Raw genomic sequence first — 17034 nt, forward strand, 5'->3', positions numbered from 1 at the left:
CCGTGCGGCGTCAGCTATTGACGTTCAGCAGCCGTGCCACGGTGCGGTCGATCTGCTCATAGCTGCCTTCGCCGGCGTGCTGGAACACGATCTTGCCGCCCTGGTCGATGATGTATTGTGCCGGCCAGTATTGGTTGCGATAGGCGTTCCAGGTCCTGGAATCGTTGTCCTGCGCCACCGGATAGGTGATGCCGTGGCGCTTCAGCGCGGCCTGCACGTTGGCGGCCGAGCGCTCGAACGGGAATTCCGGCGTGTGCACGCCGACCACGACGAGGCCCTTGTCCTTGTACTTGGCATAGAGCTCGGTGACGTGCGGCAGCGTGTTGACGCAGTTGACGCAGCCATAGGTCCAGAAGTCGACCAGGACGACCTTGCCGCGGAGATCGGCGATGCTGAGCGGCTTCGAGTTGAACCAGTTGCTGATGCCGGTGAAGTCGGGCGCGGTCTGTTGGCTCGCGGCAGCGGTGACCATGGGTGTGGCACGCGCAGCCTCGTCGCAGATGCCGGGGATGACGGCGCCGGTGACGGTGATGCCGATCAATGCGGCGCTTACGGCGAGCAGTTTGACAGTCATGGACGAGTCCTCCGGTGAAAATGAGGGTGATCACAAGCCGATCTGGCCGGTGGGATAGAAGCCGGTGAGCCACGCCACGATCAGCGTGTCGTACTGGAAATAGGCCGCAACGGCGAAGCCGATCACGACGATTCCAAAGCCCTGTTGCAGCTGTGGCGAGATCCGCGCGAGGCTGCGCACGCGCGTCGTCGCGGCCTGTCCGCCATAGGCGATTGCCAGCATCGGGATCGCCGCGCCGATGGCGTAGGCGACCAGCAGCGTGCCGGCCCAGGCAACATCCTTCGACGTCGCCACCAGCGTCAGGATCGAGCCGAGCACCGGCCCGGCGCAGGGTGTCCAGACCAGACCCAGCGTGGTGCCGAGCACGAGCCCGCCGAGCGCGCCCTCGCGCTGCGCGCCGCTCGAACTGCCGAGAGCGAGCCAGCCATTGAGCCGGATCGACAGCCATTCGAACGGCGCGGGCCACAGCATCAACAGGCCGAAGCCGAGCAGCAGGATGGATGCGGCTTCGCGCAGCACGTTCGGATCGAAGTCGAACAGGTGCGTGATCGCGCCGAGCAGCAGTGCGACTGCGGAGAACGAAATGACGAAGCCGAGCGCGATCATCGCCGGTCGCAGATGTCCCGCGCGCCCGATCGAGGCGCCGAGCAGGATCGGCAGCACCGGCAATGTGCAGGGCGCGGCGATGGTGAGGATGCCGGCGAGGACAGCGAAGATCAGTGCGAGCATGAGGCACTCGTGGATGAGGTCACGAGGGCAGTTCGTCCGTCGCGCGTCGATCGTTACGCCGCGTCACGGCTTCGTGACGGGGGCGGAATTTGCCGAGCCCGGCATGTCCGGCCTGTCCCGGGCATCCACGTTCTTTGTCGCGCAGGAAGGCGTGGATGGCCGGGTCAAGCCCGGCCATGACGATGCGGAGGCGTCCGGGCGCCCCAAATACAAAACGACCCGGACGGGGCATCGTCCGGGTCGTTGGAGGTCTTGGGAGGTTTAACGAAACCGTATGCGAGCTTTATAGGGGGGAAGTTTTTCCGCCTGATGTTGTCGTTTGTTTCAATTGTTTCGTCGGCGGTAACGTTTCCGTGTCCCGGTAGAACCCAAGCTATGGTCCTATCCTCTTGAGATATATCTGAACTTCAGGCCGCGAAGCGATCGACGCCGGCGCCCTTGAGCAAGTCGGCCAGTTGCTTGCGGGCGTAGAACATCCGCGTCTTCACCGTGCTCTGGGGGATGCCGATGATCTGGCCGACCTCCTCCACCGACTTCTCGTGGTAGTAGACGAGATTGATGATCTCCCGATGCGCGGGCGACAGCTTCTGCACGCAGGCGCGCAGGATGGCGCTGGTGTCGCTGCGATCGAGCGAGGTCTCGGGCGTATCGTGATCGTCGGGAATCTGGCGGACGTCTTCCTGGTCGATGTCCTCGAAGCGGCGCTGGCGCATCGCGGTCAGCGCCTTGAAGCGGGCGATCGAGAGCAGCCAGGTCGACACCTGCGAGCGGCCCTGGAATTGGCCGGCGGTCCGCCACACGTCCAAAAACACCTGGCTGACCAGGTCTTCCGCCGTGGTGGCGTCGCGCACGATGCGCAGGATGAAGCGGTACACCCGCACATTATGCCGGCAATAAAGCATGTGCATGGCGGTACGGTTGCCGTCGGCGATGCTTTCGAGGAGCATGTCGTCCGAAGTCGCCTGAGCGGCAATGATGCTCTGGCTGGCCTGGGCGTTGATGGCGATGACGTTCCGCATGGACTTGGCTCCCCGTACCGCCGCAACCGAGCGGCGTTTCCTTCGGTGAAAGTGTTAATGAGCCAACGTTTCGGGACGTCTGCACGAAAAGCGGAAAATGGTTTCGTGCGCCGCCAAATTGTTTCGTCGCAAATGGGTCGACGAAACATTCGGGGCAAAAAGTCGTGGAATTTCAATATACGGGAAATACGGGGCGGAGGTTTTGATGCCGGCGCAGGCGCCGGGAACGTATTTCGGAGGATTGCGTTTGGTGGCGCGGCACCCATGCCGTGCTCGCGGAGGGGAAGCGCCGGTCCAGGGCGTTTGATCGGGTCAAAGCGGCACCGTGCGGGCGGTGGGTCTGCTGCCTGAAATGCCTGATGGAGCGTGGCGCCGATGCCATTTGCTCCGTCATTGCGAGCGCAGCGAAGCAAATCCAGAGCCTTTCCGCGGACGGACTCTGGATTGCTTTGCTGCGCTCACAATGACGGTTTGGAGCCGGCGGTGCCGCCCTACGCCTTCTCGCCCTGGGGCGAGAACAGATAGCCGCCGCCGCGGATGGTGCGAATCACGGCCGGTTTTGCCGGATCTGGCTCGATCTTGCGGCGGATGCGCATGATGCGCAGATCCACCGCGCGGTCGAAGGCTTCGGCGTCGCGCGCATTGGCGAGCTCCAACAGGCGCTCGCGCGACAGCACGCGCTTCGGATTGGCCGCGAACACCTTGAGCAGCCCGAATTCGGACGCCGTCAGCGGATGCTCGTTGCCCTCGTCGTCGCGCAAGGCCTGCGCTTCGAGATCGAGCCATTTGGTGCCGAAGCGAACCAGCTGGTCCTTGTCCGACTTCGCCGCCGACGCGTCGGGCGCTGCTGCCTTGGCCGGCCCGCTCCGCCGCAGCACCGAACGGATGCGCGCCATCAGCTCGCGCAGCTCGCACGGCTTTGCCACGTAATCGTCGGCGCCGAGTTCGAGCCCGACGACGCGGTCGATCGGGCTCGCGGTCGCCGTCAGCATGATGACAGGCACGTTGTTGCGGCTCTTGAGGTCGCGAATGATCGAGAGCCCGTCTTCCTCGGGCATGTTGAGATCGAGCACGACGAGATCGGGCATGCTGCCCTGGATCGCAGCACGCAAGCTCTTGCCGCCGTCGCACAGCGTCACGGTGAAGCCGTGCATCTTGAGATAATCGCCGACCATCTCCCGGGCCGGGGCCTCGTCGTCGACGATCATGATGTGCTGGCTTTGGGTCATGTCACTAAAATCTTGGCGCTCAAATCATGGCATTTCTGTCGCGGGCAGCGTGATGGTGAATGTCGAGCCCTGGCCGGGTCCGTCGCTGTCTGCGGTCACCTCGCCGCCATGCATGTCGATGATACGCTTTACAATCGACAACCCAAGCCCTGTCGAGCTCTCGCCGCCGGTCGGTTTTGCGGAGAGCCGCTGGAACCGGCCGAACAGGCGGCCAAGATCTTCCGGCGACAGCCCGGCACCCTCGTCGCTGACGCGGACGATGGTGTCGCTGCCCTCGTGAGTGACGGCCACGTCGATCTTGCCGCCGATCGGCGAGTATTTGATGGCGTTGCTGATGAGATTGTCGATCGCCTCGCGGATGCGGTCGGTGTCGCACATGGTGACGATGTTGGGCGGCGCGGTGACGCTGATCGCCTGCTGCTTGTTGAACGCCAGCGGCTGGTTGGCCTCGGCGACCTCCTTGACCAGCGCCGCGACGTCGACCGGCTCGCGGCGGATGGTGATGTCGAAGGCATCGGCCATCGCATCCGAGATCAGGTGATCGACCATCGTGGTCAGCCGCTTGGTGGCGTCGCGGATGTGGTCGACCTGGGCGACCACGCCGCCCATCGATGCGCCGGTCGAGATCAGCTCCTTCAGCATCTCGGTGCGGCCGAGGATGACGCCGAGCGGGTTCTTCAGGTCGTGCGCGACGGTGCCCAGAATCTCGTTCTTGAAGCCGTTGGCGCGTTGCAGCCGCAGCCATTGCGCGGAGAGGCGGCGGTTGGCCTGCATAAGCGCGCGGGTGCGCTGGGCGACGCGGTCTTCGAGCTGGGTGTTGGCGTCCTGGAGCTGCTGGTAGAGGATCACGTTGTCGAAGGCAATCGAGAGCCGGCTGGAGAAGATCTCGACCAGCGAGCGGTCTGTCTCGGACAATTCGCGCTCGGCCTGCAGCAGCACCACGACCTCGCGGCCGGATCCGGTGCGCAGATAGATCACGCTGCGGTGGTCGGCGAATTCGTTCTTGCGGCGCTGGAACGCGGCCTCCACCATCTCGCGCAGTTCGGGGTCGAGCGCCTTCGAGGATGTGGTGCCGATGAAGCGGCTGTAGCAGCCGCTGCCGGCGAGCACCGAGAGCTCCGGATCGGCGCCGCCATTGTCGCGCAGGACCAGGATGCCGGCGCAGTCGACGTTGAGCAGCGAAGCGAGCTGGGTCAGCACGCCCTCGGCGAGCCGCTGCATCGACTTGAAGTCGTACAGCGTCGAGGCGGCGTCGATGATGATCTCCAGGCCGCGCCGGGTCTGCACCATGCGCTCGAGCTGCTGATAGGAGCGTAGCGCCGCGGTCAGTGAGGTGAACAGCTTGTCGGCGGTGAGCTCGGTCTTGGCCTTGTAGTCGTTGATGTCGTACTGCACGATGACGCGCCGCTCCGGCGCCTGGCCGGGCTGGCCGGTGCGCAGGATGATGCGCACGGTCTCGTTCCGGATCTCGTTGCGGATGAACTCGACCAGCTCGAGGCCGGCGACGTCGGTCTCCATGATGACGTCGAGCAGCACGGCGGCGATGTCGCTGTGCTCGGCCATCAGCTTGCGGCCTTCCGCCGCGGAATAGGCCGACAGGATCTCCAGGCTTTGGCCGTTGAGGCTGTAATCCGAGAGAGCAAAACGCGTGCCGTCATGCACGGCCGGATCGTCGTCGATGACGGCGATCTTCCATTTTCGGGCGTTGCTGTCCTCCGACGCGGTACCGGTGTCGTCGATCAGGTGGAGGACATCGTCCTGTTCGGCCATTGAGAAGTCCCGTCACTTTCTGTGCTTTGCGCGCCGCCCTTGGCGATGCGGGGCATGATAATGCGAAAAGTCGTGCCTTGTCCCAGCTTGGATTCCAGCATCATGCGGCCGCCGAGCTGCTGGGTCACGAGGTTATAGACGATGTGCAGGCCAAGTCCCGTGCCGCCTTCATTGCGCCGGGTGGTAAAGAAAGGGTCAAAGGCCTGGCGCTGCACGTCGGGGGTCATGCCGGCCCCGTCGTCGGCGAAGCTGATCTCGATGTCCTCGGTCCCGCGCGGCCGCGCCGAGATCGCGATCGTACCGGCGCGTCCATCGGCGAAGGCGTGGTTGGCGGCGTTGAGGAACAGGTTGGTCAGGATCTGGCCGTAGGAGCCGGGATAGCCGTCGAGCAGCAGCCCCTCGGGCACGTCGACCTCCAGCGTGATCGGTGAGCGCTTCAGCACCGGGCGCAGGCTGGCGATGATCTGATCGGTGGCTTCGCTCAAGCTGAATTGCCGGCGCTCGGCATGGGAACGGTCGACGGCAACCTGCTTGAACGACTGGATCAGCTCGCCGGCACGCTGCAGGTTGGCGACGAGCTGCTGCGAGGCGTCGCGCGAGGACTGTACGAACTCTTCCAGCTGAGAGCGGCGCAGGCCGCCCTCGCCCTTGAGCTGGGCTTCGAAAATCTCGGTGCGGCGGGCAAAGCTCGACGCCACGGTCAGGCTGATGCCGATCGGGTTGTTGACCTCGTGGGCAACGCCGGCGACGAGTCCGCCGAGCGCGGCGAGCCGCTCTGCATCGATCAAATTCTGCTGTGCGGTATTGAGCTCGAGCAGCGCACTCTCGGCCTTCTCCTTCGAGGCGCGCAGCTCGTCCTCGGTCTGGCGCTTGGCGATCGCGTTCTCGCGGAACACCTCCACCGCGCGTGCCATGGCACCGACCTCGTCCCGTGCATTGGTGCCCTGCACCTCGCGGCCGAGGTCGCCGAGCGTGATCGCGCGCATCGCCGTCATGATCTGCTGCAGCGGCAGGCGGATCGACAAGGCAATCAGAACGCCGGCGGTGAGGATGATGCCGAGGAAGATGATCGCGATCGACAGCACCCGGCGGGAAATGTCCGCCAGCGTGCGGTCGAAGGTCTCCTGCGCCTTCTGCTCGCGCCGGCGCATCTTGCTCGAGAGGTCGTCGATGGCGCCGATCGCCTCGGCCTGGCTGGCGTCGATGGTGTTTCGCAGGAGCTCGGTGCGGCTCGCAAGCTGCTCGGAGAGCTTTGCGAAGCCCTCGCGCAGGGACGCGGTGCGCGCCGCGAGCTTTTGCAGCGCCATGCGCTGGAGGTCGTTGTCGGCGAGATCGATCATGACGGGGATGGTCTTCTCGATCGTCTCGGTGTTGCGGCGCGCGTCGTCGGCGGCGCCCGATGACTGCGACAGATAATAGGAATTGGCCGCCACCAGCATCGCGGTGAAGGCCTCGCGGGACTTGCCGAGCGAGGGCCAGATCAGCGCGTCGCGATGGCCGGTGGCGCCTTCGATGATGGAGTAGAGGCCCGCCATGTCCCTGGCCGGGCCCTGCACCTGCTCCTCATAGGTTTTCGCGATGGTCGCCTGCACGCTGCGCAGCTCGCCGAAGCCGTTGAGGAAGCGGTCGGTGGTGCGCTCGAGCTCCTCGACCGAGCCCGACAGCATCGGGTCCTTGGCGGCGCGGCCCGTCAGCGTGCCCAGCACCGCCTCGCGCAACAGCAGGATCTCGGCGAACAGGTCCGGGCTCGGCTGGTTGATGTAGCGGTGGATCAGGTTCTGCAGCCGCCCGGTCTCGCTTTCGAGCAGCGCCAGGATGCGATCGGATTCGCGCACCTGGCGCACGTCGTCCCAGGCCGAGCCGAGCACCTGCGCGCCGTTCCAGATCATCGCGACCAGCACCACCACCACGGCGGAGTTCAGCGCCGCGATCGACAGGATGCGCCAGCGGATCGGCACCGCCCGCAGCACGCCGACGAGGCGCGCGCGCAGCTGCCCGATCGGGCCGGGCGGCCTGTCCGCGTGTTCCTGATGTCCAAGCGCAGCCAACAGGCCTCACTCCACCTTGCGAATGCGTTCGATCAGTGCGGCCGCCGCCGGATCGCGCGCGGCCTTGGCATAGATCGGAGCCATCGCCTCCTCGAACGGCTTGCGGTCGATATCCCTGATGATGGTCACGCCGGCGTCCTGTGCCTTGCGCTGCGACTGCTCCTCGAGGTCGCGCCACTTCTCGCGCATGAACCGGCTGGAGCGCTGCGCGGCCTCCTTGAAGACGGTCTGCTCCTCCGTCGAAAGGCTCTTCCAGGCCTTCAGCGAGATCACCAGCACCTCGGGGCTCATCGTGTGCTCGGTGAGCGTGTAGTAGCCGGCATGCCTGTAATGATCCGTCGTCACGAAGGATGGCCAGTTGTTCTCGGCGCCGTCGATCAGATGGTTGGCAAGTCCGGTGAGCACCTGCCCGTAGGGCATCTCGACCGGTTCGGCGCCAAGCGAGCGGATCATCTGGCTCATCAACTCCGACTGCTGCACCCGGATCCGCAGGCCCCGGAGGTCGGTGATGCTCCGGACCGGGCGGACGCCGTTGTAGATCGACCGCGCACCCGAATCGTAGAATGCGAGCCCGACGAAGCCGTAGGGCTCGAAGCTGCCGAGGATCTCGTTGCCAATAGGCCCGTCCAGCACCTCCCGCATGTGCTCGATGGACCGGAACAGGAACGGCATGGCGAGCACGTTCATCGCCGGGACGAAATTGCCGATCAGCGCCACGTTGGTCCGGTTGAGGTCGATCGCGCCGGCCCGGGTCTGCTCGATGGTCTCCTTTTCCTCGCCGAGCTGACGGGAGTGGAACACCTTGATCTCGTGCCGGCCCTTGGTGCGCTCGGCGATCAGCGCGCCCATGTAGCGCAGCGCCTGGACGGTCGGGTAGTCCTCGGCCTGGGTATCGGCGGCGCGAAATTCGCGCGCAACGGCGTCCGTCGCCCAGGCGACGAGCAGAAGCGCGACGAAGATCACCCCGGTCCGCGAGAGTTCGGCACGGCTCAGCACTGGCACACTCAACCCCTCAGAGATGGAGTCTATGGCGGAAGGAAAAGGTTCAATACAATCTAGCAGATGGTCAAGGGAAGGCCATCCCGCCGGGGGGCCACGGCTCGATTGTGCGGCGCGGTCGGCGCTCATTCCCGGTTGAAACCGCAGAGGCCGCGCCTTAAGCAGGGCAGCCGCCTTTCGTCGTGCGACACGGGAAAAGCCATCGTGACGTCAGCATCGCGCCTTTTGCAGGTCCTCGCCGCCGTCGCGGCTCTCTCGCTGGCCGCCCCGGCGCGCGCCGCCACCGACATCGCGTTGTGGCACGCCATGTCCGGCGAGCTCGGCCGGCAACTGGACAAGCTCGCCGCCGACTTCAACGCCTCGCAGTCCGATTACCGCATCGTGCCTGCTTACAAGGGCAACTACACCGAGACGGTGACGGCCGCGATCTTCGCCTTCCGCTCGCGCAGCCAGCCTGCGATCGTCCAGGTCAACGAGGTCGCCACTGCGACCATGACTGCGGCCAAGGGCGCGGTCTATCCCGTGTTCCGCCTGATGCGGGACCAGGGCGAGCCGTTCTCGCTGGGTGATTACCTGCCCGCGGTCTCCGGCTATTACACCGATGCGGGCGGCAATCTGTTGTCCTTCCCGTTCAATTCCTCGACGCCGATCCTCTATTACAACAAGACCATGTTCCGCGACGCCGGCCTCGATCCGGAGGCGCCGCCGAAGACCTGGCCGGAATTGGGCGCGGCCGCGAAGCGCCTGCGCGATCGCGGTGCGCCTTGCGGCTTCACCACGTCCTGGCCATCGTGGATTCACGTCGAGAATTTCTCCGCCTTCCACAATCTGCCCGTGGCGACGCGGGCGAACGGCTTTGCCGGGCTGGACGCGGAATTGACCATCAACAATCCGACTCTCGTGCATCACATCGCGGCGCTCGCCGAGTGGCAGAAGACGAAGCTGTTCGACTATAGCGGGCGCGGACAAGCGGCCGAGCCGCGTTTCCAGAACGGCGAATGCGGCATCTTCATCGGCTCCTCGGCGACGCGCGCCGACATCAAGGCGAACTCGAAATTCGAGATCGGCTACGGCATGATGCCGTATTGGCCTGATGTGAAGGGCGCGCCGCAGAACTCGATCATCGGTGGCGCCACGCTGTGGGTGCTGCGCGATCGTCCGCGCGAGGAATACAAGGGCGTGGCGCGATTCTTCGCTTATCTGTCGCAACCCGGCGTGCAGGCCGCCTGGCACCAGAACACCGGCTATCTCCCTGTGACCCGCGCTGCCTTCGAGCTGACTCGCGCTCAAGGATTCTACGAGCGCAATCCGGGCTCGGCGATCTCGTTCGAGCAGATCACGCTCAATCCGCCGACGGAGAACTCCAAGGGCACCCGGCTCGGCTCCTTCGTCCTGATCCGCGGCGCGATCGAGGACGAACTCGAGCAGGCCTTCGCCGGCCACAAGAGCGCCCAAGCCGCGCTGGATTCCGCCGTCGAGCGCGGCAATAAGCTCTTGCGCCAGTTCGAGCGCGCGAGTCCGGAACGGTAGCTATGACCTGAGAAGCGAAGCTTGGCATTGGCGCAGGATCTTTCCATCGCGTCATGGCCGGGCTTGTCCCCGCCATCTCAAACGCATCAAGCTCGCAATGTCGATGACTCTCCCTCACTTCGCCGACGCGGAAAGCTTTCGCGCCTTTCGTTCCGCTACTTCACGATGGCTGCCAATCGCGCTCGACATCGCGCGCAGCCACGAGCTCGATGCCGGCTCGCCGCATGTGTTCGCGACCGGCACCAATCTCGTGGTCGGGCTCGCTGACAAGCTGATCCTGAAAATCTTTCCGCCGCTGCTCCGTGCGCAATTCCTCTCCGAGCGCGCCTCGCTGACGCAGCTCGCCGGCCGGCTGTCCCTGCCGATCCCTGAGATCGTCGCCGAAGGGACGCGCGACGGCTGGCCGTACATCATCATCACGCGCCTTGCCGGCACGCTCGGCTCGGAGGTGTGGCCTTCACTGCCGGAAGATCAGAGGGAACGCCTGCTGCGCCAGATCGGCGAGACCATCGCCGCCGTGCAGCGTGCCCCGCTTGGGGAGCTCGCGCATATCGAGCCGCGCTGGGACGCGTTCATGCGCTCCCAGATGCAGGGCTGCCGCGCGCGGCACGCCCGTCTCGGCCTCGCACCAAAATTCCTCGCCGGCCTCGACGACTTCCTGCGCGATGCCGCAAAGCTCATTCCGATGGATGCACCGCCGGTGATCCTGATCGGCGAATACATCCCGGAGAATTTCCTGCTCGCCTGCAATGACGGTCAATGGTCGCTCAAAGGCCTGTTCGATTTCGGCGACGTGCTCGCAGGATGGCGCGACTACGACTTGCTCGGCCCCAGCGCCTTCATGGCGGCGGGCCGTCCGGGCCGGGTGAAGAGCCTGCTCGAAGGCTTCGGCTACGCGAAGCTGGATTTCGAGTTGAAGCGGCGCCTGATGGCCCTGATGCTGCTGCACCGCGCCAGCGACCTCAACCGCCACATCTGTATCGCGGGCTGGCAGGACAAAGCCAATGACCTGGCCGAGCTTCAGGACCTGATCTGGCCGGGGTGAGCGCTCCGTCATTGTGAGCGCAGCGAAGCAAATCCAGATCGTCTCCTCGGAAAGATTCTGGATTTGCTTCGTCCCAAGGGCTCCTCGCAATGGCGAGTTTGGTGCGCGAGTCCGGATCCAGTCGAGGCTGCGGCCCGCGGCATGAAATGTGTGCGGAGGTGGCGACAAATCGGGCCCTTGACTTCGTCTGCTTATTTTATGGTCAAAATCATCTCTTTGTATGCAAAGAGTGGGGCTCCTCAAAACTGCCCAGTGGGCCGAATTCGGATAATCCCATTACAGATCAATCGTTTAGGTGCGATGTAAGCTTCCGTTAAGCTCTGGCACGAACCTTGCGAATCCGGTTCCAACCAAAAACGTTGTGTTGGAGCGATTTCATGAAGCGCCGCGATTTCCTCAAGTCCGTTTCCGGATTGGCCGCTGGCGCGGCGCTTCCGGCCGTGCCGTCAGTGATCTCCTCCGCCTATGCCGATGCCCGCTCGGAGACGCTGCTGATCGTCTCGGAAGGCGGCCCCAACAATCTCGACATCCACGGCGTCGGCACCAACGTGCCCGGCTATGAGGTGTCCTGGAATTGCTACGACCGCCTGATCAGCCACGAGATGAAGAGCGGCCCAGGCGGCGTGCCCTATTACGACCGCGACAAGTTCAAGGGCGAGCTGGCCGAAGACTTCAGGATCGACGACATGTCGGTCACCTTCAAGCTGCGCAAGAACGCCAAATTCCACGACGGCACGCCCGTCACCGCCAAGGACGTGAAGTGGTCGCTCGACCGCGCCGTCAGCGTCGGCGGCTTCCCGACCTTCCAGATGAGCGCGGGCTCTCTCACGAAGCCGGAGCAGTTCGTCGTCATCGACGACCATACCGTACGCGTCGACTTCCTGAAGAAGGACAAGCTCACCATTCCCGATCTCGCCGTCATCGTGCCCTGCATCGTCAACTCCGAGCTGGTGAAGAAGAATGCCAGCGAGAAGGATCCCTGGGGTCTGGAATTCACCAAGCAGCAGACCGCGGGCTCCGGCGCCTACAAGGTCACGAAATGGACCGCCGGCACCGAAGTGATCATGGAGCGCAACGACGATTGGGTGTGCGGTCCGCTGCCGAAGATCAAGCGCGTGATCTGGCGCATGGTGCCGCAGGCCGGCAACCGCCGTGCGCTCTTGGAGCGCGGCGACGCCGACATTTCCTACGAACTGCCGAACAAGGATTTTCAGGAGATGAAGGCGAACGGCAAGCTCAACGTCGTCTCGCTGCCGTTCTCCAACGGCATCCAGTATATCGGCATGAACGTCACCAAGCCGCCGTTCGATAATCCAAAAGTCCGCCAGGCGGTCGCCTACGCGCTGCCCTATCAGAAGATCATGGACGCGGTGATGTTTGGCCTCGCCAACCCGATGTTCGGTGCGCCCAAGGACAAGCCCACCGAGGTCGCCTGGCCGCAGCCGCACAAGTACAACACCGACATGGACAAGGCGAAGGCGCTGCTGGCCGAGGCCGGCTACGCCAACGGCTTCGAGACCACGATCTCGTTCGACCTGAATTTTGCGGGCGTCAACGAGCCGCTCTGCGTGCTGGTGCAGGAGAGCCTTGCGCAGATCGGCATCAAGGCCACCATCAACAAGGTGCCCGGTGCCAACTGGCGCACCGAGCTCAACAAGAAGGAGATGCCGCTCTTCACCAACGTGTTCTCGGGCTGGCTCGATTATCCCGAGTACTTCTTCTACTGGTGCTATCACGGCAACAATTCCGTCTTCAACACCATGAGCTACAAGTCGGCGGAGATGGACAAGTTCATCGACGGCGCACGCACGGCCGCCGCCACCGGCGACAAGGCGGCCTATGATGCCGACGTGAAGGGCTTCATCGATCTCGCCTACACCGACGTTCCGCGCATCCCGCTGTACCAACCCTTCGTCAACGTCGCCATGCAGAAGAACGTCAGTGGTTACCAGTATTGGTTCCACCGGAGACTGGATTATCGCGCGCTGGCGAAGGGGTGAGAGGACATGCTCGCGCGCAACATGGCCGCGATGCTAGCCGTATTTCGGAGTGAGGCGGAGCACGCCGCGCGATCTCATTTCCTCGCTGGGAGATCGTCATGCTGACCATGATCGGCAAGCGCCTGATGTTCGCGATTCCCTCCTTGATCGGCGTCGTCATCGTCACCTTTCTGCTGACGCGTGCGCTGCCCGGTGATCCCGCCGCCTATTTCGCCGGTCCCGCCGCGACCAAGGAAGCGGTCGAGCAGATCCGCAAGAAGCTAGGCCTCGACAAGCCGCTGATCGAGCAGTTCTTCCGCTATACCAACGACCTCGCCCATGGCGATTTCGGCAACTCGCTGACCACGGGCCAGCCGGTCGCCACCGAGATCCGCAACCGCCTGCCGGCCTCCGCCGAGCTGACGCTGCTCGGCCTCATCGTCTCCATTGCGATAGCCATCCCGCTCGGCGTGCTGGCGGCGACACGACCGGGATCATGGATTGACCATCTCTGTCGTGTCACGACGACGGCCGGCGTGTCGCTGCCGGTGTTCTTCACCGGCCTCGTGCTGGTCTATGTCTTCTATTTCCGGCTCGGCTGGTCGCCGGCGCCGCTCGGCCGCCTCGACGTGTTCTACAGCGCGCCGCCGACGGTGACGGGCTTCTATCTGATCGACACTTTGCTGGCCCGCGATGTCGAGGCGTTCCGCTCGGCGCTGAGCCAGCTCATCCTGCCGGCGACGACGCTCGCGATCTTCTCGCTGGCGCCGATCGCGCGCATGACCCGCGCCTCGATGCTGGCGGTGCTCGCATCCGAATTCGTCCGCACGGCGCGCGCGAGCGGCCTGTCGCCGGCAACCGTCATCGTCACCTACGCCTTCCGCAACGCCATGCTCCCGGTGATCACTACGCTCAGCATGGTGTTCTCGTTCCTGCTCGGCGCCAACGTGCTGGTGGAGAAGGTGTTCGCCTGGCCCGGCATCGGCTCCTACGCCGTGGAAGCGCTGATCTCGTCGGACTTCGCGCCGGTACAGGGTTTCGTGCTGACCATGGCGGTCATGTACGTGCTGCTCAATCTCGTCATCGACATCCTGTACGGCGTGATCGATCCGCGCGTGCGGCTGGAGGGCTAAACCATGAGCTCCGTTGCGCCTGCTGTTGAACCCGTGGGTCCCGCACGAACGTCGGGGTTTGCCGCCGTCCTCGAACAAACCCGCTACGTCCTGGGCGAGAACAAGGTCACCGGCTTCGCCTTCGCGCTACTGATCCTGATCCTCACCGCCGCGATCTTCGGTCCCTATGTCGTGCCGTACGATCCGCTCGCGTCCGATACTGCTGCGGCGCTGAAGCCGCCATCGGCCGCGCACTGGTTCGGCACCGACCAATTGGGCCGCGATATTTTCAGCCGAGTCATCGTGGCGACACGGCTCGACACGTTCATCGCGATCGCCTCCGTCGCGCTGGTGTTCCTGATGGGCGGCCTTGCCGGCATCGCGGCCGGCTATTTCGGCGGCTGGACCGATCGCATCGTCGGCCGCATCGCCGACACCATCATGGCCTTCCCGCTGTTCGTGCTCGCCATGGGCATCGTCGCCGCGCTCGGCAACACGGTGCAGAACATCATCCTGGCGACCGCGATCGTCAACTTCCCGCTCTATGCCCGCGTCGCGCGCGCCGAAGCCAATGTCCGCCGCAATGCCGGGTTCGTGCAGGCCGCGCGTCTCTCCGGCAACGGCGAGCTCCGCATCCTGCTGGTGCATATCCTGCCGAACATCATGCCGATCATGATCGTGCAGATGTCGCTGACCATGGGCTACGCCATCCTCAATGCCGCTGGCCTCTCCTTCATCGGCCTCGGCGTCCGCCCGCCGACCGCCGAATGGGGCATCATGGTCGCCGAAGGCGCCGGCTTCATGGTCTCAGGCGAATGGTGGATCGCGCTCTTCCCCGGCCTTGCCCTGATGATCGCCGTGTTCTGCTTCAACCTTCTCGGCGACGGCCTGCGCGACATCGTCGACCCCCAGCGGAGGACGTGATGGTTGCTCCACGTCCAAAATCCTCATTAAAATTCCCTAACGATTTCAATGGAGTGTCTACTGTGCATGGGGTTGTTTTCGACCTTTTGAGTGTCGCGAGCCGCCCATGACCGCCCAGCCCCTGCTCGACGTCCAGGACCTCACGGTCGAATTCACCACCCGCCGCGGCATCGTCAAGGCGGTGCAGCACGTCAACATCTCCGTCGCCAAGGGCGAGACGCTGGCCATCGTCGGCGAGTCCGGCTCCGGCAAGTCGGTGACCTCCTACGCTGTGATGCGCATCCTCGATCGCGCCGGCAAGATCGCCGAGGGCTCGGTGATGTTCTCCGGCATCGACGTCAAGGCCGCGACCGAGAACCAGATGCGCGATTTGCGCGGCCGCGAAGTCTCGATGATCTTCCAGAACCCCCGCGCGGCACTGAACCCGATCCGCAAAGTCGGCGACCAGATCGAGGACGTCTTGCGCACTCATGTGCAGCAGGCCCAGGTTGCCGATCACGGCGAGAAGGCCATCGAGGCGCTGGAGCAAGTCAAGATCGCCCGCCCGCGCGAGCGCTACCATGCCTATCCGTTCGAACTGTCGGGAGGCATGTGCCAGCGCGTCGTCATCGCCCTCGCGCTCGCCTGCAACCCGCAGCTGCTGATCGCGGACGAGCCGACGACGGGGCTCGATGTCACCACCCAGAAGGCGGTGATGGACCTGATCGTCGAGCTGACCAAACGCCGCGCGATGTCGACCATCCTGATCACCCACGATCTCGGCCTCGCCGCCGCCTATTGCGACCGCGTCGTGGTGATGGAGAAGGGCCGCGTCGTCGAGACCGCCAAAGCCGCCGACATCTTTGCGAACCCGCAGCACCCCTATACAAAAAGGTTGATGCGCGCGACGCCGCGGCTCGGGGTGTCCTTGCGGGATCTGCTGCCGGAAGAGGAGGGCACGGCCGTCGTGGCCGGGCTTGACCCGGCCATCCATCACACGTCGCAAGATTCATCCCAGTCGATGGACCCCCGGGTCAGCCCCGGGAGCGACGAGACAAAGCCGCTCCTCGTCATCGAAAAGCTCGTCAAGGAGTATCCCCGCCAGGGCGCGACCGCCGTGCTCGGAAAGCTGTTCGGCCGCAAGCCGCCGGTGGAGCCGGACGTATTCCGCGCCGTCGACGGCATCAGCTTCTCGATCGGGCATGGCGAAAGCGTCGGCCTCGTCGGCGAATCCGGCTGCGGCAAATCGACCACATCGATGATGGTGATGCGCCTCCTGGACCAGACCTCCGGCCTGATCCAGTTCGACGGCGAGGACATCTCCGCCATCGCGCCATCAGCCTTCGCCCGGCTGCCGCAGCGCAGCCGGATCCAGATGGTGTTCCAGGATCCCACCGACAGCCTCAACCCGCGATTCACCGCCGCGCGCGCCATCGCCGATCCGATCATGCAGCTCGGCGACATCAAGGGCCGCGACGCGCTGCGAGCCCGCTGCGAGGAGCTCGCCACCATGGTCGGCCTGCCGCACAATCTGCTCGATCGGTTTCCGCACCAATTGTCCGGCGGCCAGAAGGCCCGCGTCGGCATCGCCCGCGCCATTGCCCTGCATCCGAAGCTCGTCATCCTGGACGAGCCGACGGCGGCGCTGGACGTCTCGGTGCAGGCCGTGGTGCTCAATCTGCTGCAGGACCTCAAGGCGCGGCTAGGTATGAGCTATCTGTTCGTCTCTCATGATTTGAATGTGGTGCGCTTGTTGTGCGATCGTGTCATTGTCATGCGGACGGGACGGATCGTCGAGGAGGGCTCTTCCGAGCAGGTGCTCAGCGATCCCAAGGACGACTACACCAAGGAGCTGCTGACGGCGATCCCGCATCCGCCGTTGCCGGCGCACTGAGAGACTGTTTGGGAGCGTGATGGCCGAACCCCTGGACGACTATATCGACGCCGTATCGAAAGCGCTGGCGCTGCCGGTCGAGGAGGCCTTCAGACCCGCGGTGCGCGCCAATCTCGAAGTCTCGCTGCGGCTTGCCCGCCTCGTCGATGAATTCACGCTGCCGGACGAGACCGAGCCGGCGCCGATCTTCACCCCCTGATGCC

The 17034-nt window shown here is 64.5% G+C and carries 14 protein-coding genes; 7 read left to right on the forward strand and 7 right to left on the reverse strand.

Annotation, left to right across the window (positions count from 1 at the left end; all coding sequences use genetic code 11):
* Positions 1 to 10 precede the first annotated feature (10 nt).
* The 7 genes from P6U28_RS33835 to P6U28_RS33865 form a co-directional block, all read right to left on the reverse strand.
* Positions 11 to 574 carry a redoxin domain-containing protein gene (locus tag P6U28_RS33835; RefSeq protein ID WP_407120607.1) on the reverse strand — a complete coding sequence of 188 codons (564 nt, stop codon included), beginning with the start codon at positions 572 to 574 and terminating at the stop codon, positions 11 to 13.
* A gap of 30 nt (positions 575 to 604) precedes the next feature.
* Positions 605 to 1303, reverse strand: a complete 699-nt coding sequence (locus P6U28_RS33840; RefSeq protein ID WP_407120608.1) for a cytochrome c biogenesis CcdA family protein — start codon at positions 1301 to 1303, stop codon at positions 605 to 607.
* A 407-nt stretch (positions 1304 to 1710) separates the two neighbouring features.
* A complete protein-coding gene (locus tag P6U28_RS33845; protein WP_122406135.1) occupies positions 1711 to 2322 on the reverse strand; it encodes a sigma-70 family RNA polymerase sigma factor in 612 nt (203 codons plus the stop codon).
* Positions 2323 to 2813: 491 nt separating this feature from the next.
* A complete protein-coding gene (locus tag P6U28_RS33850) occupies positions 2814 to 3551 on the reverse strand; it encodes a response regulator (protein ID WP_122406134.1) in 738 nt (245 codons plus the stop codon).
* Between the two features lie 24 nt (positions 3552 to 3575).
* Complete coding sequence (locus P6U28_RS33855; RefSeq protein WP_122406133.1) at positions 3576 to 5321, reverse strand: DUF3369 domain-containing protein; 1746 nt, start codon at positions 5319 to 5321, stop codon at positions 3576 to 3578.
* Positions 5291 to 7369 (reverse strand): ATP-binding protein, encoded by a 2079-nt coding sequence (locus P6U28_RS33860; protein WP_244607841.1) that lies wholly within the window; start codon positions 7367 to 7369, stop codon positions 5291 to 5293. The genes P6U28_RS33855 and P6U28_RS33860 overlap by 31 nt, the downstream gene beginning before the upstream one ends.
* 6 nt (positions 7370 to 7375) lie before the next feature.
* A complete protein-coding gene (locus tag P6U28_RS33865) occupies positions 7376 to 8371 on the reverse strand; it encodes a TRAP transporter substrate-binding protein (RefSeq protein WP_407120609.1) in 996 nt (331 codons plus the stop codon).
* A gap of 201 nt (positions 8372 to 8572) precedes the next feature.
* Between P6U28_RS33865 and ugpB the strand changes: the two genes are divergently transcribed.
* The 7 genes from ugpB to P6U28_RS33900 all read left to right on the forward strand — a co-directional run bounded on the left by ugpB (position 8573) and on the right by P6U28_RS33900 (position 17030).
* Positions 8573 to 9898 (forward strand): sn-glycerol-3-phosphate ABC transporter substrate-binding protein UgpB, encoded by a 1326-nt coding sequence (ugpB, locus tag P6U28_RS33870; protein WP_407120610.1) that lies wholly within the window; start codon positions 8573 to 8575, stop codon positions 9896 to 9898.
* A 97-nt stretch (positions 9899 to 9995) separates the two neighbouring features.
* Positions 9996 to 10943, forward strand: coding sequence for an aminoglycoside phosphotransferase family protein (locus tag P6U28_RS33875; protein WP_407120611.1), 948 nt, complete (start codon positions 9996 to 9998; stop codon positions 10941 to 10943).
* A gap of 377 nt (positions 10944 to 11320) precedes the next feature.
* Entirely contained in the window at positions 11321 to 12943 is a 1623-nt protein-coding gene (locus P6U28_RS33880) for an ABC transporter substrate-binding protein (protein ID WP_129142245.1), read from the forward strand.
* Positions 12944 to 13041: 98 nt separating this feature from the next.
* Positions 13042 to 14055 carry an ABC transporter permease gene (locus P6U28_RS33885; RefSeq protein WP_122406129.1) on the forward strand — a complete coding sequence of 338 codons (1014 nt, stop codon included), beginning with the start codon at positions 13042 to 13044 and terminating at the stop codon, positions 14053 to 14055.
* Between the two features lie 3 nt (positions 14056 to 14058).
* Positions 14059 to 14958: an ABC transporter permease gene (locus P6U28_RS33890; protein ID WP_122406128.1), complete on the forward strand. Its 900-nt coding sequence runs from the start codon at positions 14059 to 14061 to the stop codon at positions 14956 to 14958.
* A gap of 106 nt (positions 14959 to 15064) precedes the next feature.
* The gene (locus P6U28_RS33895; protein WP_407120612.1) at positions 15065 to 16831 is read left to right on the forward strand and encodes a dipeptide ABC transporter ATP-binding protein; all 1767 of its coding nucleotides are present in this window, start codon (positions 15065 to 15067) and stop codon (positions 16829 to 16831) included.
* A gap of 19 nt (positions 16832 to 16850) precedes the next feature.
* Entirely contained in the window at positions 16851 to 17030 is a 180-nt protein-coding gene (locus P6U28_RS33900; protein WP_407120613.1) for a DUF4089 domain-containing protein, read from the forward strand.
* Positions 17031 to 17034: the final 4 nt, after the last annotated feature.

This window comes from Bradyrhizobium sp. STM 3561 (genome assembly GCF_045571455.1).
GTDB lineage: Bacteria > Pseudomonadota > Alphaproteobacteria > Rhizobiales > Xanthobacteraceae > Bradyrhizobium > Bradyrhizobium vignae.